The following is a 26,118-nucleotide window of genomic DNA, read 5'->3' as shown; positions in this document are numbered from 1 at the left end:
ACTTCCCACACATTGATTTCCTCGTATAAGTAGTATGGTTAATTGTTTCCCTTTTAATGAAACCCAAAAAATGGTACAAAAAAAAGACCGGATGAATCATTGATCCATTCGGTCTTTCATTTGCATCAATATTTTTTTCTCGAGCCTTGAAACTTGAACCTGAGAGATTCCCAGCCTTAATGCGACTTCTGATTGAGTTTGATCCTTATAATATCTTAAATAAACAATTAATCTTTCGCGCTCATCCAATTCACGAATTGCTTCTTTTAAGGCAATTTTATCAAACCATTTTCCGTCGTTGCCATCATCAATTTGATCAAGGAGAGTGATGGGATCCCCGTCATTTTCATAGACTGTTTCGTGTATAGAAGATGGTGTCCTGCTGGCTTCCTGGGCAAGAATGACGTCTTCTGGTGATAAATCAAGGTACTCCGATATTTCATTCACTGTCGGTATCCTGCCGAGCGTCTTCGATAATTCGTCTTTTGCCTTTCGAATTCGGTTGCCCATTTCTTTTAACGATCGGCTCACTTTAACCGTTCCATCATCACGGATAAATCGTTGAATCTCGCCAATAATCATCGGAACAGCATAAGTTGAAAACTTTACATCATAAGAAAGGTCGAATTTATCCACTGACTTCAATAAGCCAATACAACCAATTTGGAAAAGATCGTCCGGATCATAGCCCCGATTTAAGAAACGCTGAACAACAGACCAGACAAGACGCATATTTTTTTCAACAATTAACTCCCTGGATTCCTGGTCCCCATCTTGGCTCTTTTTAATCAATTCTTTTACTTCATGATCCTTTAAATACGGCCTGCTTTTATCGTTTTTGACCTCCACATCCATCGGCAAGTCTCCTTAATTGCACAGCATTTTGCGAGATTGTAAATGCTTTCGTAATCTTACTTCGGTTCCTTTACCTGGCTGCGTGAGAACCTCGACCTCATCCATGAAATTTTCCATGATGGTGAATCCCATACCGGATCTTTCCAAGTCCGGTTTTGTTGTAAATAATGGCTGACGAGCTTCCTCCACATCTACAATTCCAATTCCTTTGTCTCGAATCGTCATATCAATTACATTATCCTCGATGCTAACGTCAATATAGACAATTCCTTTTGAATCATTTTCATAGCCATGAATAATTGCATTCGTTACCGCTTCTGATACAACTGTTTTAATTTCAGTCAGTTCATCCATTGTCGGATCAAGCTGAGCAATGAACGCGGCAACGGTTACACGCGCAAAAGATTCGTTTTGACTTAACGCACTAAATTGAAGATTCATTTCATTTTTCATTTTTATGCAACCCCCAATTTTTGCAATGCGCAGTTTTCAGTCGGTTCCATTTTAATAATCTTAAATAAACCCGACATATCGAATAACCTTTGTATTGCAGGGGAGATTGCACAAACAACCATTTCACCGTGCACCTGCTTAATTTGTTTGTATCTTCCTAAAATAACTCCAAGTCCTGAGCTATCCATAAAGGTCAACTGTTCCAAATTTAAAACAATATGACGAATTTCATTTCTTTCAATCGTATTTGCAGCCTGCTCACGGAGTTCGTCTGCTGTATGGTGATCTAGTTCACCGCTTAATCGAATACATAAAACATCATGTTTTATTTCTAATTCAATGTTAAGACTCACTATCCCTGGCCTCCTTAATCTGGTATAGTGAGTCAATTCGATGGAGGGGCATACATTTCCTCCTATCGGGACAAAACTAGTCGTAATTCGCCAAAACTAGTGAATAATTCTTTATTTTCGACATATGTTTATTTACCGGATTTTGTAAACATCCCAAATGCACGTTTATAAAGAGTCCACCAGCTTGCTTCTTTAACATCCGTTTTAGCCACTAGAGGACTTTCCAAAACTACTTTTCCATCCTTAATCAGTTTAATGGTTCCTATTTTGTCACCTTTATGGATAGGAGCATCTAAACCTTTCTCTAGAATGACCTTTTGTTTTACATCTTTCGTTTTTTCACCCTTTTTAGTCAATAAAGAAAGTGGCTCACTTGTTACGGCCTCCACCGTCTTTTCCTTCCCTTTACTTACATGTGTTTTGCTTATGACCTGATTCCGCTTATACATTGGATGGGTTTGATATTGATTGAAAGCATAATTTAGCATTTTTGTTACCTGAGCATTCCTATCCTTCGATGTTGGAGCACCAAATACAACGGCTATGACGCGCATTCCATCCTTTTGGGCTGTTGCTGTTAAACAATATTTGGCTTCTGCGGTAAAGCCAGTTTTTAAGCCATCCACGCCGGGATAAAAGCGGACAAGTTTGTTCGTGTTAACGAGCCAAAATTTTTTGTCTGTATTTTCGCGAAGATATGCTTCGTACATTCCCGTGAATTTTGTGATGTCCTCATATTTTAATAGTTCTTTTGCCATAATCGCCATATCATATGCTGAACTATAATGACCGCTTACTGGAAGCCCCGTAGTATTTTTAAAGAAAGTATGTTTTAATCCTAACTCTTTAGCTTTTTTATTCATCATGTCGACAAATGCTTCTTCAGACCCACCGATTCTTTCGGCCATTGCTACAGAAGCATCATTTCCGGAACCAATTGCAATTCCTTTCAGCATTTCCTTTGTAGTCATTTCTTCGCCTGGCTCAAGAAAAATTTGTGAACCTCCCATAGAGGCAGCATATTCACTTGCTCGAATTTTTTCATTCCAGCTCAATTTTCCTTGATCAATTGCTTCCATAATTAACAGCATTGTCATGATTTTTGTCATACTTGCCGGCGGTAGCTCTTCTTGACTATTTTTCTCAAAAAGGACTTTTCCCGTATCACGTTCAATTAATACCGCTGATCTAACATTATTAACGAGCTCGGTGCTATTCTTTTCTTCAGCCGCAAAAGCGGAAGGAATCCATAAACTTGTAACCAAAAAAGATATCATCATTAAAGAGACGATTCGTTTCATCGCATAACCCTCCATTCTTTATATAGATAACATTTTTTCCAAATCAAACAACTTTATACAATAATTTCCTACGTATACAATAAAAAAAGTCCAGGTTTCCCCCGGACTTTTCAAACCAAACATTATTCAGTAATCTCTTCGTGAATTAGGATTGGCGCTTCTATTATTGAAGATGAAATCTTGATATTTTCGTAAAGTTTATTTTTCACTTCACGCACATCTTCAAAATTGCTGTAAATCGTAACCAACGATTGACCTTTTTTCACCTCGTCGCCGATTTTTTTCCTTAGGACTAGCCCGACAGCTAAATCAATTACAGATTCTTTTGTTGCTCTGCCGGCACCTAACAACATCGCAGCTGTTCCAACTTCATCAGCAATAATTTCGGATACATACCCATCTTCTTTTGCTTCCAATTCAAAAATAAATTTTGCCTGAGGCAATTTGGAAGGGTCATCCACGACAGATGCATCCCCGCCTTGGGAACTTAAAAATACCTTTAATTTTTCAAGTGCCTCTCCGTTTTTAATCACGTTTTCAAGCATTGTCCGGGCTTCTGTTAAAGAATCTGCCTTTTCAGCTAAATAAACCATATGGCTTCCAAGTGTTAAACAAAGTTCTGTTAAATCATCAGGGCCTTCCCCTTTTAACGTATCAATGGCTTCTTTTACTTCAAGCGCATTGCCAATGGCATATCCAAGCGGCTGACTCATGTCTGAAATAACCGCCATTGTTCTTCTACCAACATTATTCCCAATTCGAACCATTGCTTTGGCCAATTCTCTGGAATCATCCAATGTTTTCATGAACGCGCCTGCACCTGTTTTTACATCTAGGACAATGGCATCAGCACCTGCTGCAATTTTTTTACTCATTATGGAACTTGCTATAAGAGGAATGCTGTCGACTGTAGCTGTTACATCCCGAAGAGCATAAAGCTTCTTATCAGCAGGGGTCAGATTTCCACTTTGACCAATTACCGCGATTTTATTATTATTGACGAGATCAATAAATTCCTTGTTTTCAATTTCCACATGGAATCCCTTAACTGCCTCCAATTTATCAATGGTGCCTCCTGTATGGCCAAGGCCGCGCCCGGACATTTTGGCAACCGGTACTCCAAGGGCAGCCACAAGCGGACCGAGGACGAGTGTGGTGGTATCACCAACACCGCCGGTGGAGTGTTTATCTACTTTGATTCCTTCTATTTTTGATAAATCAATTTGATCACCGGACTCCACCATTGCCATTGTTAAATCTGCTCGTTCTTTTTCTGTCATCCCTTGAAAATAGATGGCCATTGTCCATGCACTGATTTGATAATCGGGAATAGAGCCATCCGTGTAACCATTTATAATAAATTTAATTTCTTCTGTTGATAATTCATGCCCATCGCGCTTTTTTTCAATTAAGTCGACCATTCTCATTATTCATCACCACTTTACGAGTTTAAAATACAGGAAATTAAGCGATCCCTTTCACAATTTCCTTTATATATAAAAGAAAGTTTGCTTTTACCTTTTCAGTCGTCTCAATCACTTCATCATGGCTTAATGGCTGATCTAGGATTCCTGATGCCATGTTAGTGATACAAGAAATCCCCAAAACCTTTAAGCCGCCGTGGCGTGCCACAATTACTTCCGGAACTGTCGACATTCCAACTGCATCACCGCCAAGCACCCTAGCCATTCTTATTTCAGCAGGGGTTTCATAAACAGGGCCAGTAAAGCCCACATAAACACCTTCCTTGACCTCGATTTTTAGACTGCCGGCAATTTCCTTTGCAATCGCCCGTAATTCTTTTGTGTACGCCTCAGACATATCCGGGAAACGAACGCCAAGCTTGGAGTCATTCGGACCAATTAACGGATTTGTTCCCATAAAATTAATATGATCCGTAATAATCATTAAGTCTCCTGGAGAGAAGCTTTCATTGACACCACCCGCTGCATTTGTCACAATCAGCATTTCAACTCCAAGTTCTTTCATCACCCTTACTGGAAATGTCACTTTATCCATACTGTATCCTTCATAAAAATGAAAACGTCCCTGCATGGCGACAACCTCTGCCCCGCTTAGGGAACCAAAAACTAATTGTCCTGCATGGCCCTCAACCGTGGAGACCGGAAAATCCGGAATCTCATGATAGGGTATTTTAACCGGCTGGGCGATTTCATCTGCTAATACACCAAGACCTGAACCCAATATAAGGCCAATTTTTGGGGTTTTTGAATATTTTCCTTTTAAAAATCCTGCCGCATTTTGAATCTTTTCAATTTCCATTTTTCATTCCCCTTCTATTTCAATTCGCTTAAAAAGCTTTGACCATAGTTCGGCATCTTCACATGGAAGTTTTCAGCAACCGTAGCCCCAATATCTGCAAATGTTTTTCTTAATGGAAGTTCTCTTCCTTGTTCCATGTTCTTAGCGTATACAAGTAATGGGACATATTCTCTTGTATGGTCTGTTCCGGGTGCTGTTGGGTCGTTTCCATGGTCTGCTGTAATGAGGAGCAAATCCCCTTCTTTCATTTTTGCAAACACTTCAGGCAGACGTGTATCATACTCTTCTAATGCTTTGCCGTATCCCTCAGGGTCACGGCGGTGTCCATAAAGGGCATCAAAATCAACTAAATTCAAAAAACTAATTCCAGTGAATTCCATATCCAGGGTTTGAACTAACTTATCCATTCCATCCATGTTAGAAACGGTCCTTAAGGATTGTGTTACCCCTTCCCCGTCATAAATATCGGAAATTTTCCCAATCGCAATTACGTCAAACCCAGAGTCTTTTAACTCACTCATCACTGTTCGGTCAAATGGTTTTAATGCATAATCATGGCGATTTGCGGTACGCTTAAAATTACCAGGTTCGCCTATAAACGGACGAGCAATGACCCGGCCCACCATATATCTTTCATCGAGAGTTAATTCGCGTGCAATTTTACAAATTTTATATAATTCTTCAAGAGGTACCACCTCTTCATGGGCAGCTATTTGAAGCACGGAATCAGCAGATGTATAGACAATTAGTGCTCCCGTTTTCATATGCTCTTCCCCAAGTTCAACTAAAATTTCTGTTCCACTCGCAGGTTTATTTCCAATTACCTTTCTTCCCGTTCGTTTTTCCAGTTCTGAAACAAGTTCATCCGGAAAACCTTCAGGGAATACACGGAAGGGGGTCTGAATATTTAAGCCCATGATTTCCCAATGTCCTGTCATCGTATCCTTGCCGTTAGAGGCTTCCATCATCTTGGTATAAAAAGCAAGTGGTTTTTCCGCTTTTGGGATACCTTTGATTTCGCGGATGTTGCTTAAACCCAACTTTGCCATGTTTGGCATATGAAGACCGTTCATTTTTTCTGCAATATGACCATAGGTGTCAGCCCCTTTGTCGCCAAACCGTTCGGCATCGGGAGCTTCGCCAATTCCTACTGAATCCATCACGATTAAAAATATCCGTTTATATGTATTTGCAGTCATAAATTTTCCTCCTTGTTTCGTGGTAAACGGTTACACTCAAAACAAAATAATAAGCAATCATATGTTGCCCTTTTTCATCCAGATTAACCATGAAAGCACATTCATTCGTCAGAAGTCTGACATCTCTATTTTACTAAAAGATTAGGAAAATACAAGAAAAAGAACTGCCTAAAATTAGACAGTTTTTTGAACAAGAAAACTATAATTCTATTATGCACGGGGAAAGAATTTACTATAAACATCCTTTAATCTTGTTTTGCTCACATTTGTATAAATTTGTGTCGTGGAAATATCAGCATGTCCGAGCATTTCCTGCACTGCTCTTAAGTCTGCTCCATTTTCAAGCAGGTGTGTTGCAAAGGAATGTCTAAGTGTATGAGGGGTTAACTCTTTCTCAATTCCCGCTTCTTTTGTGAGCTTTTTTAATATTTTCCAAAAGCCCTGCCGTGTTAACCGTTTTCCTTGATGATTTAAAAATAATGCGCTATCCTGATTTTTTTGGGTAACAAAATGCCCTCTCCCATACTCTAGGTAACGCTTAATAGCTTCTGCAGCTGTTTTGCCGATTGGTATAATCCGTTCTTTTTCCCCTTTTCCGATGCATCGAACAAATCCCATTGTTAAATGAACATGGTCAATATCAAGATTAATCAGTTCACTGACACGGATTCCGGTTGCATAGAGGAGTTCCAGCATGGCCTTATCTCTAATTCCAAAATGATTATTTTCCTTAGGCGAATCCAACAATATTTCTACTTCTTTCAGACTTAATACCTTCGGAAGCGACCTTTCTAATTTTGGAGTTTCGATTAGGACAGAGGGGTCTTGGTCTGTTGCTTTATCCCTTAATAAAAATTGATGCAGGGCTCTTACGGAGGCAATATGTCTCGCAATGGTTTTTGATGATTTCCCTTGTTCTTTTAAAAAACCGAGAAATTGAACAATATGCACACGCTGGACAAGATTAAAAGAGGAGATCCTTTCAACATGTTGTAAAAAGCGGATATAACTCTTCAAATCTCGTTCATAAGACATAATCGTATTCTTGGCCAAGCCTTTTTCTACTATTAAAAATTCTATAAAATCTTTTAATTGATTCTCCATCATCTATTTACTCCCCATTTAAATAAAACAATATCAACCGGTTTAACCAGCCTGGATTTTCATCCTTTACCTCACTGGATACCTTTAACGCAGCTCCCTCAGGCGCATCATAGTGATGGTAATTTTGATATTCCTGACTTACCCACATAATACCATAATAAAAGAGAATCGTGCATCCAGTGAAAATGATAAAAACCTTTATGGTTTGAAGTGCGACTTTTATAAAAGAAACCATTCTCTTCTTCCCCCAAATTGCTTCATAATAGTAAAAGGTATGCCAAATTGTACAAGTTTTATACCTTTACAGTAAGAAATGGGGAAATTTATTTATAATAGAAAAAGTCCTTTTCATTAAAAAGGACTCGTTTATTCTTATTCTGTTTTTTCTTGTTCCGTTTTTTTATCTTGGCAGCGATAGCAGATGCCATGAAAGGTGAGGCGATGATCTTTAATTTTAAAATTCCATCTGCGTTCAACCGTTTCTTCAACATCTTCAAGAAGATCCTCTTGAATTTCATCCACTGCACCGCACTCAATACATACGAGATGATGATGAAAGTGTGCTGCTCCCTCCTGACGAAGGTCGTAGCGTGATACTCCATCACCAAAATTAATTTTATCGACAATTTTTAATTCCGTTAGAAGTTCCAAAGTCCGATAAACAGTTGCTAAGCCAATTTCCGGCGATTTTTCTTTAACGAGGAGGTACACATCTTCCGCACTCAAATGATCCTCTTCATTTTCAAGTAAAACTCGAACGGTTGCTTCTCGTTGAGGTGTCAGCTTATAGCTCGATGAGTGCAACTGTTTTTTTATTCTTTCTATTCTAGTTTCCATCCCGAAGTCCCTCCCTCGCCACTGTTAATTCTCATTATAACAGATGGGAAAAGAGATTCAAAATAAAATAATTATAAACAAGAGTTTATATCGATTATTATTATATAATTATTTTAAATTAGCAGAACTAATGATTGTTTTCATTAACCATGGCGACATATAAGCTTCAATTCCAGAAGCGGCGGAGATGAAAATGACAGCTGCCAGTAAAGCAAAAATATATCGTTTGAAAAAGGGCATAATCGGCTGTCCATACTTTTTTAAAAACTGCTTTTTAATCATCCTAATTGAAAAAATAACTGAAAATGCCGCCATTATGATAAATACCGGAATGATAATCAAATTTTGCGGAAGGATGGATACAAATGCAAGTAAAAATCCATTCCAGCCCATTTGACTGACTAAAAAACCAACCGTAAAACCAACTACCATACCCTTTAAAAATAAAAGAATGAGAATGATTGGTAAACCAATAATGGAAATCCCCAAGATCCACATGAGTCCAATAAATTTGCTGTTATGAAAGAAGCTTTGGAAAAATAAATCATTTGTTTCTGCCACTTTCCCATTAGAAATCTGGCCAAAAAATTGCGACAAATAGTAGAATAGATCTTCTTTTTGCGTAATTCCCATGCTATTTACGACAATAGCTCCAAAAATAACACCCATTAAAAATAACACGATAATAAATAAAAAAATTGAGGAATGCTCACGGAAATAACTGGCGGCATCGGACTGGTACAATCGTTTCTTCATTTGCGTTTCCTCCCTATTCGGACAATCAATTATTACATACTATGCTTGTCTATCTTTTCTATGACCAAAAATTATTAGATAATATAAAAGGGTCTGACCCTATGGAGTCAAACCCTAATTATTTATTGATCCGCGATTTTCCCGTATTTGCCACCGCCGCCTGCAGATAGATGAATTTCTCCTTCTCTCGCCTTCATAATTAATTCAGCAATTTTGGGAGGAACGACTTCTTTTAATGATTCTGCCGGGACTTCATGCAAAATCGCCATTTCACTTCCAAAATGATTGACAAGTTTTTCAAGCAGCTTCGGCCCTAACCCTGGGATAAACTCCAGCGGTACTTGGTGAACATATGGCGGTCTATTTGAAGGGCCCTCTTCTGCTGTTTTTAATTCTAAAATCCTATCTGCTACACCTTTAATGATTTTTTTGTTCCCGCAAAGTGAACAAATTTGATCATCTTCACCCGCCGGATGTAAGCATTCTGCACAAACAGTTTTATGGTATTTGCCAAGGAGCGGATCAAGCCCGTAATTGGCAACAATTCCACGACCATCCTCACCGTTTAATGCTTTTTGCAATTCCTTAAAGGTCGGCTCTTCCATTGCGATTACTTGATATTCTCGGGCAATCTTTGCGAGGGAATGGGCATCCGAGTTTGTAACAAACGTATATTTGTGAATTTCCCCAATTTGATCCGCCATGTCAGTGTCTGAACTTAAACCAAGCTCAATCCCATCAATTAGGTTTGGGTCAAATACCTCTGTTAAGGAACGATTAACCCCTTTCCCATATAAGCTTTTAAACGGGGTAAAAACATGGGCCGGGATGAAAATCCCTCCTAAGTCTTTAATCTTTTTTTGCAGTTCGAGACCTGTAGCATATACCCGTTGTGAGCTTAGCTGGACATTTTTTAGATTTTTTGAAAGCCAGGATGAAAATTCCCTCATGATGGCTAGTGTCGGGAAAAAACCTAGTATATGGATTGGCCCATTGCACTGTTCATCATAAATCTCCAATTCTGACCCAGGAATCACCGTTAAATCTCCAAATACTAAACCGCCATCAGGATGTTCGAAAAGATCTCCACTTTCAATTAGACTTTCCATTTCCAAAATAACCTCCGGGGAATGGCTGTCAATAATCCCCACCATATTTAAACCTTTTTCATGCCTCGCATGTTCAATAATATTTGTAAAGGTTAACGATTTGGCACCGGTAATTTTGACAGGCTTACCCGTCCAGGTTCTGCCAATATGAATATGTAAATCCACATAATAATTTTTCATTATTTTGCTAGTGCCTCTTGTAATTGCAAATATTGAATGGCATAAATTGTTTTGGCATCGTAGATTTTTTGATCTTTCATATATTGAATGGCCTCATCAAGGGTCAATTCCTCAATATTTACAAATTCATCTTCATCGAGAGCGGCTGAATTCTCTTTTTTCGAAAGTCCTTTTGCAAGGTAAACATGAATGATTTCATCGGCAAAACCTGGTGAGGTATAAAAAGATGTCAGCAGTTCAAGGCTTTCACATACATAGCTTGTTTCTTCCTCAAGTTCCCTGTGGGCACAAAGGGCCGGGTCTTCTCCTTTTTCAAGCTTTCCCGCAGGAATTTCAACGATCGTTCTTTCCAAGGCTTTGCGATATTGCTCTACCATGACGATTTTATTTTCATTGGTGATGGCGATGATCGCCACTGCACCAGGGTGTTTGATAATTTCACGTTTCGACTTTTTTCCGTTAGGTAGTTCAACCTCTTGTATTTGCAGGCTGACGACCTTGCCAGAAAAAATTTCTTCACTATGGATTGTTTTTTCTTCAAGATTGCCCATAATTGTCACTCCTGTTCTAATCCGCTATTCATTGCTCATACATTTTACCATACTTTATTTGGAGGGGTATGGGATGAAGGTGTACGTACACGAAAAGGGCGTCATCCTTGTCGGCAAAGGCTGGGAAGTACTGCAAAAGCTTAAGGTATATAATAAAGAATTTGTTAATGTTTCGGATTGGGTAAAGGATGTTTCCCAAAAATAATCGTTCCATTTGTAGTCTCCCCTATTCTTTTATAAAATTGTAGGAAAAAGAACGGGGTGGTTTTTTGAAAAAAAGACAACTTGGGAACTCTGATTTGTTTGTGACTGAATTGGGCTTAGGGTGTATGTCAATTGGCACCGATGAAAAAGCAGCCCGCTATATTATTGATACTGCTTTGGATGAGGGGATTAACTACTTTGATACCGCTGATTTATACGATTTTGGAGTAAATGAAACACTGGTCGGTGATGCTTTAAAGGCTGTCAGAGATAAGGTGATTCTTGCTACAAAAGTAGGTAATCGCTGGAGAAAGGACCGGGCCGGCTGGTCTTGGGACCCATCCAAGTCTTACATAAAGGAAGAAGTAAAATACAGCTTGAAACGACTTGGTACCGACTATATTGACCTTTACCAGCTGCACGGCGGGACCATTGAAGACCCAATAGAAGAAACCATTGAAGCATTTGAGGAATTGAAGGCAGAGGGCTATATTCGCTATTATGGGATTTCATCGATTCGACCAAATGTCATTCGTGAATTTGTAAGGAAATCCAAAATGGTTTCAGTAATGATGCAATATAGTATTTTGGATCGCCGTCCTGAAGAAGAGGCATTGCCACTGCTTGCTGAGCATGGGATTAGTGTTGTTACCCGTGGTCCTCTCGCCAAAGGTCTTCTCAGTGATAGAATGCTTGAAAAGGCTTCGGGAAAAGGCTATTTGGATTATAGCCTGGAGGAGTTGCAAGAAGTATTGCCATTGTTGAAGGAAAAGGTTGCTTTGGGACGTTCTTTTACAGAAGTCGCACTCAAATATAATTTAACCAACCCAACTGTTGCATCAGTGATTACCGGTGCGAGCAGTCCGGAGCAGGTGCGAAGCAATGCGGCGGCGGCAAGGAGCCGGGCACTGTCAGATGAGGAGATTAGCTTTATTAGAAAGCTGACAAAGGCAAGCGTTTATCAGGAGCATCGGTAAAAGAAATCCCACTGGGAGTTGTCCAGTGGGTTATTTGTGGGTGGATTATTGATACTAGAAGAATATGAAGGACGTTTTGTTGGGAACCTTGGTGAGTTTTGGCCTTCATCGACCTTATGAAGGACGTTTCACCGGGGCCCTTGATGAGTTTTGGCCTTCATCGATCTTATGAAGGACGTTTCACCGGATCCCTTGATGGGTTTTGGTCTTCATCGACCTTATGAAGACCATTTCGCAGGTTCCTTTACGAGTTTCGGCCTTCATCGACCTTATGAAGACCATTTTCGCAGGTTCCTTTACTAGTTTCGGCCTTCATCGACCTTATGAAGACCATTTCCGCAGGTTCCTTTACGAGTTTTGGCCTTCATCGACCTTATGAAGACCATTTCCACAGGTTTCGCTACGAGTCTTGGTCTTCATAGCGAAGAATAAGGACATTTCTATCATTCTCAGATCACATTTTGGCCTTAAAAAACTTTTTTGGAACATTTCTCTCGCTGTCAGATTGAATTTTGTCCTTAAAATTCTTTTTTAGGACATTTTCTCCGCCCACCAACCAAATTTTGTCCTTAAAATTCTTTTTTAGAACATTTTCCTTGCACTACCACCAAATTATGTCCATAAACCTGCAACAAAGACAGTTTCCACTTTCTAAGAGCCCTATTTAAATTCTTTCCAGTTCATTCCGCTTTCATTTAACAGCTCTTCAAAGGATTTGTTCTTTTCCTTTAATCTTCTTTCTTCTCGCTTTTTAAACTCCTCTTCAGCTCTTTTATTCTCTTCCTCTATCTTTAGCTTCTCCTGCTGCTCTTTTAGCTGCTTTAGTAAATTGGGATCCATCATATCCTTCAGCGTAACGACGGATTCATCTTTTTTCGGTTTCTGTTTCGGCTGCTTTTTCACGGTTTTGGCTCCCCCTTCATAATGAATTTGCCACTATTATACCACTTGACGCAATAAAACAGCTTTAGATTTACCTCAAAAAATAGGCGGGGAATTAGAAATTCCTCCCTCCCTATTAATAGCCTGCTTTCTTTTTCTTAATAAGCCTCAAGTAACACATTCTCATCCACCCTTAATGCCGCTTCTGTTGAATTTATAACCTCTTCAACCGTGAATCCTTTTGCCACTTCAACAAGTTTTAGCCCGGAATCGGTCACGTCCATTACCGCCCGCTCTGTAATAATACGATTGACAACTCCTTTTCCTGTTAACGGAAGTGTGCATTTCTTTAAAATTTTCGATTCCCCGCGTTTATTGACATGTTCCATTATAACAATGATTTTTTGAGCCCCATGGACAAGATCCATTGCCCCTCCCATGCCCTTAATCATTTTTCCAGGTATCATCCAATTTGCTAGATCACCGGTTTCAGAAACCTCCATTCCCCCAAGAATGGCTAGATTAATATGCCCGCCCCGAATCATCGCAAATGATTCAGCACTGTCAAAAAAAGCGGCGCCGCTAATGGTCGTTACCGTCTCTTTTCCGGCATTAATTAAATCTGGGTCGACCTCATCCTCCTTTGGATATGGGCCAATTCCAAGCAAACCATTTTCCGATTGCAGAACCACCTGTTTATTTTCTGACATGTAGTTGGCTACAAGAGTTGGCATACCGATTCCTAAGTTGACGTAGAAGCCGCTTTCGATTTCTTTCTCCGCCCTTATCGCAATTCTCTCCCTGACTGAGGCCTTTTCATTTGCCATTTCTCTCTCTCCTTTCGATTTCACTAGTTTTACTAAAGGATACTCCCCTTTGCCCCATCCAATTAAATTTAACTCCTTATATGAAAGTATGAATGTTAGAATGGGAAAATGATGCTGAATTTCCTTTAAAAAATCACATTGATTGAATCTATACCTTTTATGAATAATCATACTTCCATTCATGCATCTTATAAGGTGAAACCATCTTGAAGGGAGTACCAATGATGAGCAAGAAACGCGAAAAAGGAAACAGCCAAAAGGGAAAAAACTATGCTGACTCTGCAGGCGGGGGCCAAAGAATGATTGCCGCGGAAGAAGTGGAAAAAGCAACACACCCAACCAAGAGGCAGAATGCCGAACAATAAAATAGTAAAAGCCGCGAATGGAGTTTGCGGCTTTTTTTATGTTAATATAACGCTAATAGGAAAATATTGTTGAAACATTTCGGGAGGTGCCCTGTTTGAAAAAGGCATTTCGGACCTTGTTTATTTTGTTATCTTTTTGGCTCGCACTTGCAATTTATTTTACCAACCGGCTGATGTATATGAAAAAAAAGGATGAAGAATTTATTTTAATGCGGGAAAAAGAAGCCGGCAGATATAATCCTACACAATTAAAAACACTGCCGAAACGAAAAATCGAGATTCCTTCACCCTTTGGTTACGAGATTAAAGCAGTTCTTGTTGAACCGCACCAAACAGACCGTTATATTATTATTTCACATGGTGTAACCGAAACGAAAATCAATTCAATCAAATATATGAATCTGTTCCTTGAGCGCGGTTTTAATGTGCTAATTTATGATCACCGGCGCCACGGAGAATCCGGGGGAAGAACCACGAGCTTCGGTTATTACGAAAAATTCGATTTAAAAGCCGTTGTTGACTGGCTGAAAGAGGAAAAAGGAACGAATCTTTTGCTGGGGATTCACGGTGAATCCATGGGAGCTGCAACGATGCTGTTGTATGCAGGAATGCTTGAGGATGGTGCTGATTTTTACATCGCCGACTGTCCATTTTCAGATTTCAGGGCTCAGCTTGCTTATTTGATTAAAAAGGATTTTAAGCTTTTTCCTGGAATTTTATTACCGATTGGAGACCTTATATTACGGCTTCGGGATAAATATTCAATCCGGAATGTCTCACCGATCTCGGTTATTGAAAATATTCAACATCCAGTCTTGTTCATTCATAGCCGTAAGGATGATTATATCTTGCCCTCGATGACGCAGGATTTATTTGAACATAAAAAAGGGCCTAAAATGCTCTATATTGCAGAAAAAGGGCGGCATGCCCAATCCTTTAATGAAAACCGCACTGATTATGAACGAGTGATTGATGAGTTTTTACAAAAATATGTAAATCCGGAGCCTTCTCGTTAAACAGACTGTCCAATTGGAGCAGTCTGTTTTTTTATTTGATGATAAGGCTCATATGCCCGTTTAAAATTTGCTGCGGGCTTTTTAATTGAAAGCAATTTGATACAGTTGAAAAGTCAATTTTCATTTTTTCATCAAAGAAAACCGCTTTTGCTTTTTCGATATAAACCGGTACGTCATTCGATTCAATCTGAATGTCGTTATCATCCAATTCTGCTACAAACCACAATACTGCTACGCCATTTACCGCACAACCGCAGCCGTCTGTATCATATTTTAGCTTTAAATAGCCCGTGCGGCCCTCTGTTCTCGTTTTTATTTTTTCAGCAGCCGCTAAGGTAATTTCTATTTTCATGTTTAAAAGCCCCCTTTGTTGACATATGATGATTGTATCATATGTTTTTTTAAGCTCTTATTTTTCTGCCTAAGGTTTTTCAAGTTACAAATATAATAAATATTTCTTAGGGAGTGTTGGGAATGTCAAAAGTTCAAATCAAAGTAAATGATAACGGATCCTATCGAATTACAGGTGATGTGGAATTAATTGATGGTTCAGGAAATATTTATACAACAAAGCCATCCTTTTCCCTTTGCCGCTGCGGATTATCGAAAAATAAACCTTTTTGTGACGGCTCACATAAAGGTAATTTCGAATCCCAGGTTCGGGTTCCTCAAGAAGATTAATTATTGAGAGCGGTTGTCATCAGCCGCTCTTTTTTATTTCGTTTGAAACTACACATCGGTCAACCGGATGTCGGCAATTTCGCGAATGGGGATACGATGCGCTCCTTCAAAACGGTCAACGACATGGAGCTTTTGGGTCATTTCGTCCCAGTAATGGATTTTCCCGATAACAATTTCATAGTTGCGATTCCGGTAATAGGTAATCGTAACAAACTGATCGAACTCAATTGCCTCGAGCAGGATTTCATTCATTAGCTCAAGCTGCTGCTCATCCATTTCTTTTCTATTTTCATATCCGTCTTCCTTTACCCAATCCCTTAGCAGTTTGACATGCTCGGGAAGCATCATCGATGTCCATTTGATTCTTCCACGGTCACGAATCATCCGCCTCTCCTTCTTTCATAGATAAATCAAAATAGTATTTTTACATTTTATGCCCGCCAACGAGTGTAGCCCGATGCTTGGCGGTTCCTGCTGCCGTGTAGGAAACAGCCCGCAATAAGGAACCTGCCCCAAAACGGCTGCGAATGGAGTCTACTACATAACCCAAATCTCGCTTTTTGTATGCATCCATATCAAACAAATCAAGCTGAAGCTCCTTGTCATCGACAATATTGCCGAGTGCGAGCGAAATTTGCCTTACGGTTTTTCCATTATAATGCTCATGAAACAACTCAAGACAAACGCGGTAAAGCTCCATTGTCACATTCGTCGGCTGTGCAATCGTTCTTGAGCGGTAGAATCCTCCCCCCAATTCATCCTGACTGTAACCAATTCCAAGGCTAATCGTTCGCCCGACCTTTCGATGCATTCTAGCCCTTCGCGCCACTTCCTCACACATTTCTAAAATCACATGCTTGATTTCCTCTTCCTCTTTATAATCCCTTAAGAGAATTTGGCTTTTTCCAAAACTGATTTGTCCTTCGACAATTGGTGCGCCTAACTCCGAAAGGTCAATTCCCCAGGCATGATAGTAAAGCTGGTTGCCCATAATGCCGAATTTCTTTTCTAACTTTTCTAAATCATAACGGGCCAGCTGTCCGACTGTAAAAATGCCCATTCCATTTAATGTTTTTTCAACCCTTCTGCCTATTCCCCACATTTTCCTAAGCGGCGACACACTCCACAGCTTTGTCGGTACATCTTCATACGTCCATTCTTCAACCCCTTTTTTCTTTGCATCCAAATCAAGACAAAGCTTCGCCATTAACATATTCGGCCCGATTCCAACCGCACATGGCAGCTGGAACTCCCGCTCAATGTCACTCTTTATTTTTTGGGCAATGGTATGGGCATCCCCCCAAAGATGGATGGCACCATCCACTTTTATAAAACTTTCATCCACGCTATACGTATGAATGGCTTCCTTTGGAACATAGCGATTGAAAACACGGCTAATTTCTGTGGAAATTCGTAAATAAGTAGCCATTTTCGGCTCAACTACTTGAATACGCGGATCATTGGGAATCTCGAACAGCCTAGAGCCAGTTTTAATACCAAATTCCTTTTTCACCCTTGGTGAGGCTGCAAGTACCACACTCCCCTGCCGATCATGATTGCCGGCCACAACTAAATAGCACTGCATCGGATCAAGGCCGTAAATGACAGCTGAACAGCTTGCATAGAAGCTCTTCATGTCTACACATAGAATTTTATTTTGCGGTGCTGTGCTGTAATCGACCATATTTCTTCCCTCCATGGTCATAAATACGAACGTTAGTTCCTTTATATTATACTCTTTATATTAAGCGAATATGCGTTCGTATTCAATGGGAATTTAATGACAATTTTCCAATGTGGTGATGAAGCAAAAAAACAGTATAATGGGATTGAGGTGCATAGCCGTGGATAAAAAACTGGTAATCAAAATGATAAAAAATTGTTTTAAACAGTACTATACCGAGGTAGATTCATTGCCAATGAATGAAAGAGAATTAGAAGAGCTTTATTATCGGGTACTAGAGATGAAAACAGCAGAACCGGAAGCGGATTTGTATGAGGTAATCAATGATACGGTGTATGAATTTTTAACAGGTTAATTGGAAAAGAAAAACCGCTGGACGCAGCGGCTTATTTTTGATTAAATGCCTTTTTCCCAATTCGTTCAAATAGCCTTGGAAAAAGAACGTAGACAACGCTGCCCATATTCATCCAGCGCGGTAGGTTAATTTCTCTCGTTTTTGTAAGCATGCTGTTAACCACTTTCTCAGCAACGTACTCCGGTTTAAGCATAAATCGCTGAACATTTTTCACATAAGTTCCTTTTTCGTCAGCAATATTAAAAAAGTTGGTAGCAATCGGACCTGGATTCACCGAAGTGACTTGAACATTATAATCAGCTAATTCCATCCTTATCGAATTCGTATAACCAAGAACAGCATGCTTTGTTGCCGAATAAACGCTTGATTTTGGTGTGGCAATTTTCCCTGCTTGGGAGGCAATGTTGATAATATGGCCGAAACGCCGCTCACGCATTTTCGGCAGCACCATACTTGTGCACGCCATTAACCCAACCACATTTACCTCAAACATCCCCTTGATTTCATCCATTGTCGCCGCGTGGGCTTCACGAAAAACTCCAAAGCCGGCATTATTCACAAGAATATCGACCGAACCAATTTCCGCAAAAATGTGCCGAAAAACTTCTTGAACTTTTTCGGTATCAGACACGTCAAGCTGAAAAATAACCACTTTGACATGATGTTTCTGCTGTAATTCACTTTGCAGCTGTTCCAGCTTTTCGATGCTTCTTGCCAAAAGGACAAGATTGGCTCCGCTTGCAGCGGACAACTTAGCAATTTCCGCACCAATCCCCCCAGAGGCGCCTGTGATGATAATATTTTTTCCTTTTAAATGTTCCCTAACCATTTTATCACCTCATCTGGCCTGAAAAAGAACAGGCTGCGTGTCTTTATTAGTAATTTCACCAATGGATGATAAATAGTCAAGCTGTCCAACGGTCTCTGATATCGTCAACATCAATTCACGTTTATAGACGGCCGGAAAAAGCCGTTTGCAAATTTCAAACACACTTAACTCATCTTCCCTTAACCAGTTAAGAACCGTCATGGCCCGTTCATGCTGCCGGGTAAGCCTTTTTTCGATTAGCTCCTTTAATTGGGAAACCTCTTCCCCATGCCCTGTGTACACAACTGAAATCGGATAAGATAACAATTTTTTCATGGATTCATTATGCTGCAAGAGTGGCTTGGGCCTTTCTGTTTCTCCCAACAGCGGCGGCTCAAGCAGCGGATTTGGGGAAATATGGGCTAAAATAAGATCTCCGCCAATTAAAACACCGTCCTTTTCACGAAAAAGCGCAATATGACTTTGAGCATGGCCAGGAGTTTCAATAACCTTCCAATCGGGAAGTCCCGGAGGTGTCATCCCTTCATGTAAATGTCCGGTCAGTGAACGATTGCATGAATATTTTAACGTTTTTCGCAAATTTTCAAGAGAAGGTAAAAATTCCTTGGGCAACCCAAATTGATGGAACAACGCAGTAAAAAATTCCTCCTGCACCTGAAAAAATTCTTCTGTCGGATGAATCCATCGCTCATTTAACGGGTGGCCGAGCAGTTCAATTGAATCGGGTAAAAAATCAAGCATACCGACATGGTCGGGGTGATGGTGAGTCAAAATGACTTGTTCAATATCATCAGGACTTACATGTAAATCAGCCATTTGCGCTTTTAGCGAATTCCAGCATTCTTTCGTTTTTACTCCTGCATCAACAAGCGTTAACCGCTCTCCCTTAATCAAATAGGCATTTACATCTCCTACCTCAAACGGAGTCGGCAGTGTAATTTTAGCAATACCCTCTTTCCATTCTGTCATTTTCAGTCCCCCTTAACATTATTGTTATAAAATTTCCGAATGTTAAAATTTGATTATAAAATAAAGTGTACCGACTTTTTCAGAAAATGTCATTATTTTCACATAACTTTTTAGAAAAAATAAAAAATTCAATAAATTAATTTCTTGACAGACAGGCTATTTATAATGCATAATCACAATTAAAATTTGATTCGTTTAAAGCGATGAATAAGACCAGTAAATGAGAAACGGTGAAAGAGAGTGAAGCTCTAAAGGCTGGAAGGCTTCACCACCCTCTTAATCATTGAACCTACCTTATGAGCTTTTAGGAAAACCTAACGCAAATCCGGCGTTATCGGAGTCGAGTGACCTTTTTGTATTTTAAAAGGGGTCAATGAAGGTGGTACCACGGAAGATAGACCTTTCGTCCTTTACGGATGAAAGGTCTTTTTGTTTTTTAAAACGTTATCGTAGACAACAAATTAAGAAGGAGGATTAACATGAGAAAAATGGCAGTTATTGGAGCAGGTTCTATGGCTGAAGCATTTATTTCGGGCGTTCTGGAAAATGGGTTAATCGAAAGGGAAAATATTTGGGTAACTAACAACTCAAATGAGGAAAGGCTGCACAAGCTTCGTAATCGTTATGGGGTAAGTGCTTCTTACGACATGTGTGCACTCTTTGACGGAGCGGATATTGTAATTTTAGCAATGAAACCTAAGGATGCCGCAACTGCAATAGCTAAGATTCGCGACTACCTAACGGAACAAATGCTGGTGATTTCAGTTCTCGCCGGGGTTTCAATCAAAACAATAGAGGTTTTAGCTAAAAAACCAATGGCGATTATCAGATCGATGCCAAACACGTCAGCAACAGTTGGATTATCAGCGACCGCCATTGCAGTCAATGAACGTGTGTCAGATCAGCAAATGGAAATGGCAAAAAAACTTTTCAACACAGTGGGATTAACCACTATTGTTGAAGAAGAACATCTTGATGCTGTAACAGGACTTTCAGGAAGCGGCCCTGCCTATATTTATTATCTGATTGAAGCGATGGAAAATAGCGCAGTAGAAATCGGCCTAAATAAGGAAACGGCTCAGGAGCTAATTGTGCAAACGTTAATTGGAGCGGCAGAAATGGTCCGGAAATCGATAAAACCACCTGTACAGCTGCGCAAGGATGTAACCAGTCCGGGGGGAACGACTGAAGCCGGTATTCGAGTCCTTGAAGAAAATGGCGTTCAGCAGGCATTTATTGAGTGTATAAAAACAGCCACTGCTCAATCAAAAAAAATGGGGAAAGCATTAAGCACCCAGCTGGAAACAGCAGAACAGCTCCTATAAATTGGATGTTTCCCGAGAGTTCTTATAAAATGTAAAAAAAGGACTGGGAAGTGTCATACATGTTAACCACGTTACTTTCATTGGGGATTGTTGTTTGGATTGCGTTTATATTGGATGCCTGGGCCGGTTTACGAAATTTAGATTTTCTCGAAAATGAAACAGGTCTAGTAGATGGGGAGTTATTGACAGTCATTGTCGCAGCAAGAAACGAAGAACAACAAATAAAGTTAAGTATCCAAAGTCAATTGCAGCAAACCTATGAAAATGTCGAATGGATTCTGGTAGACGACCGTTCAACAGATCATACTGGAAAAATTATTGATGAGTTAGCTAGATCGGACCAAAGAATAAAGGTCATTCATATACAAGAATTACCGGAAGGCTGGCTTGGTAAAAACCATGCATTATATACAGGTGCCAAACAGTCTTCCGGTAAATGGCTTTTGTTTACGGATGCAGATGTTCGCTATGAAAAAGAAGCATTTGCAAAAGCGCTGCATTACTTTAATAAAAATAAACTTGACCATTTAACCGCAGCACCGAATTTAAATGCCCGCAGCTTTTGGCTCAAGTCATTTGTTGCCTTTTTCCTGTTTGGATTTTCCTATTTTAAACGGCCTTGGCGGGCGAATAACCCTAAATCCAAAATCGGTACGGGAATTGGTGCTTTTAACCTTGTATCAAACAAGGCTTATGAAGCGTTCGGCACCCATGAGAGGATTAAAATGCGCCCAGACGATGATCTTCAATTGGGAATGAGAATGAAAAAGGAAGGCTTTTCGCAGAGGATTGTCACCGCCCTCCATTTAATTGAAGTAGAATGGTATGGCAGTTTAAAGGAGGCCTTTGTCGGGCTCGAAAAAAATACGTTTGCAGGATTGAATTACCGTATCAGTATGATTTTTTTATCAGTTTTCGGAATCCTATTAACCCACTTTCTTCCCTTCTTTACCATTTTTTCAAACAGCAAAACCATTGCCCTGCTAAGCTTAGGTAATATTATAACCAGCGGGATTCTTTATGCTATTGTAATCAAAAGAATGACATTATTTTCTCCAATCCTATTTCTTGTTTTCCCAATCACTGCGTTATTTTTTATTTATTCTATCATTCGAGCAAGCCTATTAACTTTTATACGGGGCGGTATTGTCTGGAGAGGAACGAAATATCGCTTAAGAGATCTTCGAGAAAAAGAGTGAAGCAGAGTTTTTCGTTTAAATGAAACCTTTTGATATACTAAATTATGGATTTAAATAGGAATTCAGGAGGTTTACAAATGTCGGTAGAATTATTCTCTCCCTATACAATTAAAGGGGTTACGTTAAAAAACCGTATTGTTATGTCCCCCATGTGCATGTATTCCAGTCATAACGAAGACGGGCATATTCAAAACTGGCATCTTACCCATTACACAAGCAGAGCGGTGGGTCAGGTTGGACTGATAATTGTTGAGGCCACTGCTGTTACTCCACAAGGCCGCATCTCCCCTCAGGATTTAGGAATTTGGAGCGATGAGCATGTTAAGGGATTTAAGGAACTAGTTGGTCTGATGAAAGAGCACGGAGCTAAAACGGGGATCCAACTCGCCCACGCCGGCAGAAAAGCTGTTTTAGAAGGGGAAATCCTTGCGCCTTCAGCACTTGCTTATAATGAAAAAAGTAAAACCCCAAAGGAAATGACCGTGGCAGAAATTGCCGAGACTGTTGATGCATTCAAAAAAGGGGCAGAACGGGCGGCAAACGCCGGATTTGATGTGATTGAAATTCACGGGGCTCATGGATATTTGGTTAATGAATTTTTATCACCTCTCTCTAATAAACGAACCGACGAATATGGCGGTTCAGCTGAAAACCGCTACCGCTTCCTCCGCGAAGTGATTGACGCTGTTAAGACTGTATGGGATGGCCCATTATTTGTGCGAGTCTCCGCTCATGATTACAATGAGGAAGGCTTGATACCGGAGGATTATGTAACCTTCAGTAAATGGATGAAGGAGCAAGGTGTTGATTTAATCGACGTTAGTTCCGGTGCTGTTGTACCTGCTCGCATTAATGTTTACCCTGGTTACCAAGTGAAGTTTGCTGAAACGATTAAGCATGAAGCAGTGATTGATACAGGTGCAGTCGGGTTGATTACCTCGCCGATTCAAGCTGAGGAGATTTTGCAGAATGACCGAGCTGACTTAGTTTTCTTAGCACGGGAATTGCTGCGTGATCCTTACTGGCCAAGAACGGCAGCCAAAGAGCTGGGCGAAGAAATTGAAGGGCCTGTACAGTATAAACGTGGCTGGCTATAAATGAATAGAAATGTCCTTCACCCACAGGATGAAGGACATTTTTAATTACTTGGGATTGTTTTCGTTCATTTTAATGGAATATTAATTTCTTTAAAATCTTCCGCAATATCCGTATTCGGAAAAATCTCACGTGCCTCTTCTACTAATTCCCTTGATGCTTGCCGGTCATAACGTGAACTGATATGGGTCAGGCATAGCTGTTTACACCCTGACATTTTCGCAATTTTCGCTGCCTGGTGTGTGGTGGAATGAAAATAATCAAATGCAAGCCTTTCCTCTCCTTTTGAGAAGGTAGCTTCGTGCACTAACAAGTCTGCATGTTCCGCCAAGGAAATCGCCTGTTCACAATACCTGGTATCCCCTAAAATGGTTATAATCCTTCCCTTTTGGGGCTGACCAAGGAAATCTGCCGGATGAATCGTTCTCCCATCTTCAAGAGTAACCGTTTCGCCATTTTTGATTTTCTTAAAAACTGGCCCAGGACGAACACCTATTTCCACCAACTTATCAGCAAGCAATGTTCCCGGCCGATCCTTTTCAATAATTCGGTAACCATAGGACGGAATCCCATGTTCTAAAAGGCTGGCTTCTACGATAAACTGTTCGTCTTCAAAAATAACCCCATCCTCAATCTCAATGACAGTGATATTATATTTTAAATAGGTTTGACTCACAGAAAGACTCACATCAATAAATTCCTTAATTCCCTTTGGACCATAGAGAGTGACTTCCGATTCTCCCCCCTGAAAAGAACGGCTCGATAGAAGCCCGGGCAGACCATATATATGGTCACCATGAAGGTGAGTAATAAAAATTTTTTCAATTCTTCGCGGTTTAATTGCAGTATGTAAAATTTGATGCTGGGTTGCTTCTCCAGCATCAAATAGCCAGATTGCCCCCCGCTCTTCTAGTAATTTTAGGGCAATGGATGTAACATTGCGAAGCTTTGCCGGCATTCCTGCGCCCGTTCCTAAGAAAAAAATATCCACTCGAACATACTCCTTTCAAAAAACCCCGTACTTATTATTAGCTTTACTATAGCACAAACCAGTCTTTGAAAATAAATTGATTTTTACATGATTGCTTTTTATTTGCGAATTATATAGTAAACAGATAAAATTTAATACTTGGTAAGACGATGTTATTTTTTACGATACATACTGGAAAAGAGGTATTTTTAGTGGAACATACTGGAAGCACATCTTCACTTATAATGATTTTTGGTGCAACTGGCGATTTAGCCAAACGGAAGTTGTTTCCTTCGCTATACCGGCTATTTGAAAAGGGCCGACTATCCGATCAATTTGCCGTAATTGGTGTGGCAAGAAGGTCAATTTCGAATGATGAATTTCAACAATCCGTAAAAGAATCTGTTCTTTCTGCTCTAGGAAGAGATAAGAATATTGATGAATTTATTTCCCATTTTTACTATCAGGCACACGATGTGCAGGATTCTAGTTCCTACCTTGCTCTGAAAAAATTAGCAGATGAGATAGATGAACATTATAATTTAGAAGGAAACCGAATTTTTTACCTCGCCATGGCACCTGAATTTTTTGGACCGATTGCCCTTCATTTAAATTCAGACGGTTTAACAGATGTAAAAGGATACAAACGACTTGTCATCGAAAAACCATTCGGACATGACCTTGCGTCTGCAAAAGAATTAAATAAGCAAATTAGAACAGCTTTTTCAGAGGAAGAAATTTATCGGATCGACCACTATCTTGGTAAAGAAATGGTACGAAACATTGAAGTAATCCGTTTCGCCAATGCCATTTTTGAACCATTATGGAATAACCGATATATTTCCAATATTCAAGTCACTTCAAGTGAGACACTTGGAGTAGAGGAACGAGGACGCTATTACGAAAAAAGCGGTGCATTAAGGGATATGGTCCAAAACCACATGCTGCAGATGGTAGCCCTCCTTGCAATGGAGCCTCCGATTAAGCTTACAACGGATGAAATTCGTTCCGAAAAAGGAAGAGTATTCAGAGCCATTCGTAAGATTGAAGGCGAAGAAGTAAATGATTATTTTGTTCGCGGGCAATACGGCGAAGGGGAAATGGATGGAAAAAAGGTTCCGAAATACCGGGACGAACCAATGGTGGACAAAGAGTCCAATACAGAAACTTACGTAGCAGGGAAAGTTATGATTGATAATTTTCGCTGGGCTGGAGTACCTTTTTATATCCGAACAGGAAAAAGACTTAAGGTAAAATCCACCAAAATTGTCGTGCAATTTAAAGATATACCAATGAATTTATACTATCAAACGGAAAAAATGTTAAACCCTAATCTCCTTGTTATCCATATCCAGCCGGAAGAAGGAATTACGTTACATTTAAATGCCAAAAAGGCAGGCGGTCATCTCGATGCCCAAGTGGTGAAATTAAGCTTTGCCAATACGGGAATCCATGCGATGAATACTCCGGAAGGTTATGAAAAGCTTCTATATGACTGTATGCAGGGAGACGCAACAAACTTTACCCATTGGGATGAGGTAGCTTATTCCTGGAGCTTTGTTGATAAAATCTCTGAAGCCTGGAAAAATAGTAAGGACGAAAGCTTTCCAAATTATGAATCAGGTTCAAGAGGCCCTGATGCAGCAGATCAATTATTAGAAAAAGACGGTTTCTCCTGGTGGCCAGTTACCGAACTTGAAGTAGAAAGTTGCAATTAAAAAATTCAAAAAGCTCCGCTTTGTTATCACAGCAAAGCGGA

General features: G+C 39.9%; 31 protein-coding genes and 1 other annotated feature. Of the genes, 10 read left to right on the top strand and 21 right to left on the bottom strand.

The window, feature by feature from the left end; genetic code table 11:
* Positions 1-96: 96 nt before the first annotated feature.
* The 13 genes from sigF to ACFQZ9_RS18910 all read right to left on the bottom strand — a co-directional run bounded on the left by sigF (position 97) and on the right by ACFQZ9_RS18910 (position 10,981).
* Positions 97-855: an RNA polymerase sporulation sigma factor SigF gene (gene sigF, locus ACFQZ9_RS18970; protein ID WP_198309087.1), complete on the bottom strand. Its 759-nt coding sequence runs from the start codon at positions 853-855 to the stop codon at positions 97-99.
* Between the two features lie 12 nt (positions 856-867).
* Entirely contained in the window at positions 868-1,308 is a 441-nt protein-coding gene (gene spoIIAB, locus ACFQZ9_RS18965; protein ID WP_026573354.1) for an anti-sigma F factor, read from the bottom strand.
* Between the two features lie 2 nt (positions 1,309-1,310).
* Complete coding sequence (spoIIAA, locus tag ACFQZ9_RS18960; protein ID WP_198309088.1) at positions 1,311-1,661, bottom strand: anti-sigma F factor antagonist; 351 nt, start codon at positions 1,659-1,661, stop codon at positions 1,311-1,313.
* Between the two features lie 128 nt (positions 1,662-1,789).
* On the bottom strand, positions 1,790-2,962 hold the full coding sequence (locus tag ACFQZ9_RS18955) for a D-alanyl-D-alanine carboxypeptidase family protein (RefSeq protein ID WP_498944920.1): 1,173 nt from the start codon (positions 2,960-2,962) through the stop codon (positions 1,790-1,792).
* 122 nt (positions 2,963-3,084) lie between these two features.
* The gene (locus tag ACFQZ9_RS18950; protein ID WP_498944919.1) at positions 3,085-4,389 is read right to left on the bottom strand and encodes a pyrimidine-nucleoside phosphorylase; all 1,305 of its coding nucleotides are present in this window, start codon (positions 4,387-4,389) and stop codon (positions 3,085-3,087) included.
* A gap of 37 nt (positions 4,390-4,426) precedes the next feature.
* Positions 4,427-5,245: a purine-nucleoside phosphorylase gene (locus ACFQZ9_RS18945; protein ID WP_198309091.1), complete on the bottom strand. Its 819-nt coding sequence runs from the start codon at positions 5,243-5,245 to the stop codon at positions 4,427-4,429.
* 14 nt (positions 5,246-5,259) lie between these two features.
* The gene (gene deoB, locus ACFQZ9_RS18940; RefSeq protein ID WP_198309092.1) at positions 5,260-6,444 is read right to left on the bottom strand and encodes a phosphopentomutase; all 1,185 of its coding nucleotides are present in this window, start codon (positions 6,442-6,444) and stop codon (positions 5,260-5,262) included.
* A 210-nt stretch (positions 6,445-6,654) separates the two neighbouring features.
* Positions 6,655-7,548, bottom strand: a complete 894-nt coding sequence (xerD, locus tag ACFQZ9_RS18935) for a site-specific tyrosine recombinase XerD (RefSeq protein WP_198309557.1) — start codon at positions 7,546-7,548, stop codon at positions 6,655-6,657.
* 7 nt (positions 7,549-7,555) lie between these two features.
* On the bottom strand, positions 7,556-7,783 hold the full coding sequence (locus ACFQZ9_RS18930; RefSeq protein WP_198309093.1) for a YqzK family protein: 228 nt from the start codon (positions 7,781-7,783) through the stop codon (positions 7,556-7,558).
* Positions 7,784-7,920: 137 nt separating this feature from the next.
* On the bottom strand, positions 7,921-8,385 hold the full coding sequence (fur, locus tag ACFQZ9_RS18925; protein ID WP_198309094.1) for a ferric iron uptake transcriptional regulator: 465 nt from the start codon (positions 8,383-8,385) through the stop codon (positions 7,921-7,923).
* A 108-nt stretch (positions 8,386-8,493) separates the two neighbouring features.
* Complete coding sequence (gene spoIIM, locus ACFQZ9_RS18920; protein WP_026573363.1) at positions 8,494-9,141, bottom strand: stage II sporulation protein M; 648 nt, start codon at positions 9,139-9,141, stop codon at positions 8,494-8,496.
* Positions 9,142-9,263: 122 nt separating this feature from the next.
* Positions 9,264-10,430 (bottom strand): endonuclease Q family protein, encoded by a 1,167-nt coding sequence (locus ACFQZ9_RS18915; protein ID WP_498944918.1) that lies wholly within the window; start codon positions 10,428-10,430, stop codon positions 9,264-9,266.
* On the bottom strand, positions 10,430-10,981 hold the full coding sequence (locus ACFQZ9_RS18910) for an NUDIX hydrolase (protein WP_198309097.1): 552 nt from the start codon (positions 10,979-10,981) through the stop codon (positions 10,430-10,432). The genes ACFQZ9_RS18915 and ACFQZ9_RS18910 overlap by 1 nt, the downstream gene beginning before the upstream one ends.
* A gap of 73 nt (positions 10,982-11,054) precedes the next feature.
* On the opposite strand from ACFQZ9_RS18910, the gene mciZ reads away from it, so the two are divergent.
* A complete protein-coding gene (gene mciZ / locus ACFQZ9_RS18905; protein WP_498944917.1) occupies positions 11,055-11,186 on the top strand; it encodes a Z-ring formation inhibitor MciZ in 132 nt (43 codons plus the stop codon).
* Between the two features lie 64 nt (positions 11,187-11,250).
* Positions 11,251-12,162, top strand: a complete 912-nt coding sequence (locus tag ACFQZ9_RS18900) for an aldo/keto reductase (RefSeq protein ID WP_498944916.1) — start codon at positions 11,251-11,253, stop codon at positions 12,160-12,162.
* A 660-nt stretch (positions 12,163-12,822) separates the two neighbouring features.
* Here the strand turns inward: ACFQZ9_RS18900 and ACFQZ9_RS18895 are convergent.
* Positions 12,823-13,065, bottom strand: coding sequence for a YqkE family protein (locus ACFQZ9_RS18895; protein WP_133335775.1), 243 nt, complete (start codon positions 13,063-13,065; stop codon positions 12,823-12,825).
* Positions 13,066-13,202: 137 nt separating this feature from the next.
* A complete protein-coding gene (locus ACFQZ9_RS18890; RefSeq protein ID WP_498944915.1) occupies positions 13,203-13,871 on the bottom strand; it encodes a 3-oxoacid CoA-transferase subunit B in 669 nt (222 codons plus the stop codon).
* A 224-nt stretch (positions 13,872-14,095) separates the two neighbouring features.
* Between ACFQZ9_RS18890 and ACFQZ9_RS18885 the strand changes: the two genes are divergently transcribed.
* Entirely contained in the window at positions 14,096-14,236 is a 141-nt protein-coding gene (locus tag ACFQZ9_RS18885; protein WP_498944914.1) for a hypothetical protein, read from the top strand.
* Between the two features lie 95 nt (positions 14,237-14,331).
* Positions 14,332-15,252 (top strand): alpha/beta hydrolase, encoded by a 921-nt coding sequence (locus ACFQZ9_RS18880; protein ID WP_498944912.1) that lies wholly within the window; start codon positions 14,332-14,334, stop codon positions 15,250-15,252.
* A 31-nt stretch (positions 15,253-15,283) separates the two neighbouring features.
* Here the strand turns inward: ACFQZ9_RS18880 and ACFQZ9_RS18875 are convergent, their stop codons facing one another.
* Entirely contained in the window at positions 15,284-15,604 is a 321-nt protein-coding gene (locus ACFQZ9_RS18875) for an iron-sulfur cluster biosynthesis family protein (RefSeq protein ID WP_498944911.1), read from the bottom strand.
* 122 nt (positions 15,605-15,726) lie between these two features.
* On the opposite strand from ACFQZ9_RS18875, the gene ACFQZ9_RS18870 reads away from it, so the two are divergent.
* Complete coding sequence (locus tag ACFQZ9_RS18870; RefSeq protein ID WP_133335767.1) at positions 15,727-15,933, top strand: CDGSH iron-sulfur domain-containing protein; 207 nt, start codon at positions 15,727-15,729, stop codon at positions 15,931-15,933.
* Between the two features lie 48 nt (positions 15,934-15,981).
* On the opposite strand, the gene ACFQZ9_RS18865 is transcribed toward ACFQZ9_RS18870, so the two are convergent.
* Entirely contained in the window at positions 15,982-16,317 is a 336-nt protein-coding gene (locus ACFQZ9_RS18865) for a YolD-like family protein (protein WP_198309104.1), read from the bottom strand.
* 40 nt (positions 16,318-16,357) lie between these two features.
* Entirely contained in the window at positions 16,358-17,617 is a 1,260-nt protein-coding gene (locus tag ACFQZ9_RS18860; protein WP_498944910.1) for a Y-family DNA polymerase, read from the bottom strand.
* A 160-nt stretch (positions 17,618-17,777) separates the two neighbouring features.
* On the opposite strand from ACFQZ9_RS18860, the gene ACFQZ9_RS18855 reads away from it, so the two are divergent.
* Positions 17,778-17,972 (top strand): YqzH family protein, encoded by a 195-nt coding sequence (locus ACFQZ9_RS18855; RefSeq protein WP_498944909.1) that lies wholly within the window; start codon positions 17,778-17,780, stop codon positions 17,970-17,972.
* 31 nt (positions 17,973-18,003) lie between these two features.
* Here ACFQZ9_RS18855 and ACFQZ9_RS18850 read toward each other — a convergent pair whose 3' ends face one another.
* Positions 18,004-18,801, bottom strand: coding sequence for an SDR family NAD(P)-dependent oxidoreductase (locus tag ACFQZ9_RS18850; protein ID WP_198309107.1), 798 nt, complete (start codon positions 18,799-18,801; stop codon positions 18,004-18,006).
* Positions 18,802-18,810: 9 nt separating this feature from the next.
* Positions 18,811-19,770: an MBL fold metallo-hydrolase gene (locus ACFQZ9_RS18845; protein ID WP_498944908.1), complete on the bottom strand. Its 960-nt coding sequence runs from the start codon at positions 19,768-19,770 to the stop codon at positions 18,811-18,813.
* Positions 19,771-19,964: 194 nt separating this feature from the next.
* Positions 19,965-20,184: a binding site (T-box leader), on the top strand.
* A gap of 65 nt (positions 20,185-20,249) precedes the next feature.
* Here ACFQZ9_RS18845 and proC point away from each other — a divergent pair.
* The 3 genes from proC (at position 20,250) to namA (ending at position 23,391) form a co-directional block, all read left to right on the top strand.
* The gene (gene proC, locus ACFQZ9_RS18840) at positions 20,250-21,095 is read left to right on the top strand and encodes a pyrroline-5-carboxylate reductase (protein WP_498944907.1); all 846 of its coding nucleotides are present in this window, start codon (positions 20,250-20,252) and stop codon (positions 21,093-21,095) included.
* A 59-nt stretch (positions 21,096-21,154) separates the two neighbouring features.
* Positions 21,155-22,294, top strand: coding sequence for a glycosyltransferase family 2 protein (locus ACFQZ9_RS18835; RefSeq protein ID WP_498944906.1), 1,140 nt, complete (start codon positions 21,155-21,157; stop codon positions 22,292-22,294).
* A 77-nt stretch (positions 22,295-22,371) separates the two neighbouring features.
* A complete protein-coding gene (namA, locus tag ACFQZ9_RS18830; protein WP_498944905.1) occupies positions 22,372-23,391 on the top strand; it encodes an NADPH dehydrogenase NamA in 1,020 nt (339 codons plus the stop codon).
* Positions 23,392-23,456: 65 nt separating this feature from the next.
* Here namA and rnz read toward each other — a convergent pair whose 3' ends face one another.
* The gene (rnz, locus tag ACFQZ9_RS18825; protein WP_498944904.1) at positions 23,457-24,380 is read right to left on the bottom strand and encodes a ribonuclease Z; all 924 of its coding nucleotides are present in this window, start codon (positions 24,378-24,380) and stop codon (positions 23,457-23,459) included.
* Between the two features lie 224 nt (positions 24,381-24,604).
* Here rnz and zwf point away from each other — a divergent pair, with 224 nt between their 5' ends.
* The gene (gene zwf / locus ACFQZ9_RS18820) at positions 24,605-26,077 is read left to right on the top strand and encodes a glucose-6-phosphate dehydrogenase (RefSeq protein WP_498945187.1); all 1,473 of its coding nucleotides are present in this window, start codon (positions 24,605-24,607) and stop codon (positions 26,075-26,077) included.
* Positions 26,078-26,118 lie beyond the last annotated feature (41 nt).

Origin of the sequence: Neobacillus sp. GCM10027624 (assembly GCF_042675345.1) — a bacterium.
In the GTDB taxonomy this organism is placed as follows: Bacteria; Bacillota; Bacilli; order Bacillales; family Cytobacillaceae; genus Neobacillus; species Neobacillus cucumis_D.
Note: the sequence above shows the minus strand (reverse complement) of the source record. Positions and strands in the feature narration are given on the sequence as shown.

Excerpts from the sequence above, each read along its gene's own strand:
- sigF (WP_198309087.1), bottom strand. The coding sequence starts at position 855 with ATGGATGTGGAGGTCAAAAACGATAAAAGCAGGCCGTATTTAAAGGAT.
- spoIIAB (WP_026573354.1), bottom strand. The coding sequence starts at position 1,308 with ATGAAAAATGAAATGAATCTTCAATTTAGTGCGTTAAGTCAAAACGAA.
- ACFQZ9_RS18955 (WP_498944920.1), bottom strand. The coding sequence starts at position 2,962 with ATGAAACGAATCGTCTCTTTAATGATGATATCTTTTTTGGTTACAAGT.
- ACFQZ9_RS18950 (WP_498944919.1), bottom strand. The coding sequence starts at position 4,389 with ATGAGAATGGTCGACTTAATTGAAAAAAAGCGCGATGGGCATGAATTA.
- ACFQZ9_RS18945 (WP_198309091.1), bottom strand. The coding sequence starts at position 5,245 with ATGGAAATTGAAAAGATTCAAAATGCGGCAGGATTTTTAAAAGGAAAA.
- deoB (WP_198309092.1), bottom strand. The coding sequence starts at position 6,444 with ATGACTGCAAATACATATAAACGGATATTTTTAATCGTGATGGATTCA.
- xerD (WP_198309557.1), bottom strand. The coding sequence starts at position 7,548 with ATGGAGAATCAATTAAAAGATTTTATAGAATTTTTAATAGTAGAAAAA.
- ACFQZ9_RS18930 (WP_198309093.1), bottom strand. The coding sequence starts at position 7,783 with ATGGTTTCTTTTATAAAAGTCGCACTTCAAACCATAAAGGTTTTTATC.
- fur (WP_198309094.1), bottom strand. The coding sequence starts at position 8,385 with ATGGAAACTAGAATAGAAAGAATAAAAAAACAGTTGCACTCATCGAGC.
- spoIIM (WP_026573363.1), bottom strand. The coding sequence starts at position 9,141 with ATGAAGAAACGATTGTACCAGTCCGATGCCGCCAGTTATTTCCGTGAG.
- ACFQZ9_RS18915 (WP_498944918.1), bottom strand. The coding sequence starts at position 10,430 with ATGAAAAATTATTATGTGGATTTACATATTCATATTGGCAGAACCTGG.
- ACFQZ9_RS18910 (WP_198309097.1), bottom strand. The coding sequence starts at position 10,981 with ATGGGCAATCTTGAAGAAAAAACAATCCATAGTGAAGAAATTTTTTCT.
- mciZ (WP_498944917.1), top strand. The coding sequence starts at position 11,055 with ATGAAGGTGTACGTACACGAAAAGGGCGTCATCCTTGTCGGCAAAGGC.
- ACFQZ9_RS18890 (WP_498944915.1), bottom strand. The coding sequence starts at position 13,871 with ATGGCAAATGAAAAGGCCTCAGTCAGGGAGAGAATTGCGATAAGGGCG.
- ACFQZ9_RS18885 (WP_498944914.1), top strand. The coding sequence starts at position 14,096 with ATGAGCAAGAAACGCGAAAAAGGAAACAGCCAAAAGGGAAAAAACTAT.
- ACFQZ9_RS18875 (WP_498944911.1), bottom strand. The coding sequence starts at position 15,604 with ATGAAAATAGAAATTACCTTAGCGGCTGCTGAAAAAATAAAAACGAGA.
- ACFQZ9_RS18870 (WP_133335767.1), top strand. The coding sequence starts at position 15,727 with ATGTCAAAAGTTCAAATCAAAGTAAATGATAACGGATCCTATCGAATT.
- ACFQZ9_RS18865 (WP_198309104.1), bottom strand. The coding sequence starts at position 16,317 with ATGATTCGTGACCGTGGAAGAATCAAATGGACATCGATGATGCTTCCC.
- ACFQZ9_RS18860 (WP_498944910.1), bottom strand. The coding sequence starts at position 17,617 with ATGGTCGATTACAGCACAGCACCGCAAAATAAAATTCTATGTGTAGAC.
- ACFQZ9_RS18850 (WP_198309107.1), bottom strand. The coding sequence starts at position 18,801 with ATGGTTAGGGAACATTTAAAAGGAAAAAATATTATCATCACAGGCGCC.
- ACFQZ9_RS18845 (WP_498944908.1), bottom strand. The coding sequence starts at position 19,770 with ATGACAGAATGGAAAGAGGGTATTGCTAAAATTACACTGCCGACTCCG.
- proC (WP_498944907.1), top strand. The coding sequence starts at position 20,250 with ATGAGAAAAATGGCAGTTATTGGAGCAGGTTCTATGGCTGAAGCATTT.
- ACFQZ9_RS18835 (WP_498944906.1), top strand. The coding sequence starts at position 21,155 with ATGTTAACCACGTTACTTTCATTGGGGATTGTTGTTTGGATTGCGTTT.
- namA (WP_498944905.1), top strand. The coding sequence starts at position 22,372 with ATGTCGGTAGAATTATTCTCTCCCTATACAATTAAAGGGGTTACGTTA.
- zwf (WP_498945187.1), top strand. The coding sequence starts at position 24,605 with ATGATTTTTGGTGCAACTGGCGATTTAGCCAAACGGAAGTTGTTTCCT.